This window comes from Pseudoalteromonas neustonica (assembly GCF_001653135.1).
Lineage (GTDB): Bacteria > Pseudomonadota > Gammaproteobacteria > Enterobacterales > Alteromonadaceae > Pseudoalteromonas > Pseudoalteromonas neustonica.
Genome location: NZ_BDDS01000063.1, coordinates 1 through 1,314 on the forward strand (window position 1 = coordinate 1; position 1,314 = coordinate 1,314).

Sequence of the window (1,314 nt, forward strand, 5' to 3'; positions counted from 1 at the left end):
ATGCGTTTTTGTACACTGGTGTAGTCAGATATTTCCGGTGTTTGCGCCATTTTTGCTCTGATTGGGTTTAAATCTACATAGGCCATACAGGCGGCAAGTGCGGCTTCATCAAGCAAGGCTTGTGACTACTTTTTATTTTAAGGAAAGGCCCTTCCCACAAAATTGTAAGGAACAACTTTGAACGCCTTAAGCGGCCCGAAGGGTGAGCGCCATGGATGGCAGCGAATAAAATCGTCCTGTACAGTTATCTTCTTTATTCGCTTTACGGGCAATGTCTTCATTTAATAGTCGCATAAACCAGCTGATGCTTGCTAAGCGCTCTCGGTATTGCTCAACTGTTTGGTTTAAAAAGATGCGCTCTGCTTTACACAGCTTATGCCAGCGAATAACAATCGCTTTATCATTTAGTCTATTGGCTTTTTTATCATCAACATACAAGACTAAATGAGTGTGCAAAACACCTTGGCTAATCCAATCAGCTTATCTTCAACCCAGCCTCTGCGATGCTCAAAAGACTTCCCTGTAACGCCGCAAACAACGGAAGGCTTGGCATTGTGGCTGTTGTGCAATAATGGCGAATCCATGCACTGCAGACGCAATGACAAGACTTTCTGCTTGATTTGCTTTGTTATGAAAGCCCAAGAAGATAATTTAATTAGCTTTTAAAATTTTATTTTTCAATGCTACAGATAAACTTTCTACAATCGACTCATCTGAAATTTTTGGCCCTTTTGATAGTCTATCAACATCTAGTAGAACCAAACCTCTAACAAGCATTCCCTGTTCAGAACCTATTTCTTTATCATCATTTATAACCGTATAAAATCTATAGGTTTTTGGTTCTTCATTTGAAACCCAAAGCCCGCCCTCGAAACTTCCGTTATTAAATGGCACCTCTGGACACAAAACCTCAACACAGCGTCCTTCACATTGATAGTATGTGCCATTCTTACCTAGGAAAGATCCAACATAGGCGCCTGATTTTAGAGTATATGTATACTCAATTTTCATTAAACCTTGATGATGAATATAATCAATATCATCCTTTAAATTGATTTGATATACGCTATCGGGGGTGCGCAAGTCTTTAGCTTTTGGACCAGCACAACCAGATAACGCAACAAGGGCCGACAAAAAAAATAACTTATAGTTCTTCATAGATAACTCTTAGTTCGATAGTTTCAATAGTGGTAGAGCGACCCATTACTGGGCCGACCCCACACAGATCCGGACGTGCGGAACTACCGCATCCGGCTCTTCAGTTATATATTCACGCGTGTAAATCACCACGTACTTAGTACCAGTCCACATGAA

1 protein-coding gene and 1 pseudogene are annotated in these 1,314 nt (G+C 40.7%); both read right to left on the bottom strand.

Translation table 11 applies throughout. The features are described 5' to 3' along the window. Nucleotides 1-584: pseudogene (locus tag A7967_RS22680) on the bottom strand (hypothetical protein); the annotation flags it as partial. Nucleotides 585-651: 67 nt separating this feature from the next. Further along, the gene (locus tag A7967_RS22100) at nucleotides 652-1,158 is read right to left on the bottom strand and encodes a hypothetical protein (protein WP_054456136.1); all 507 of its coding nucleotides are present in this window, start codon (nucleotides 1,156-1,158) and stop codon (nucleotides 652-654) included. Nucleotides 1,159-1,314: the final 156 nt, after the last annotated feature.

Coding starts and splice junctions, on each gene's coding strand:
- A7967_RS22100 (WP_054456136.1), bottom strand. CDS start 1,158: ATGAAGAACTATAAGTTATTTTTTTTGTCGGCCCTTGTTGCGTTATCT.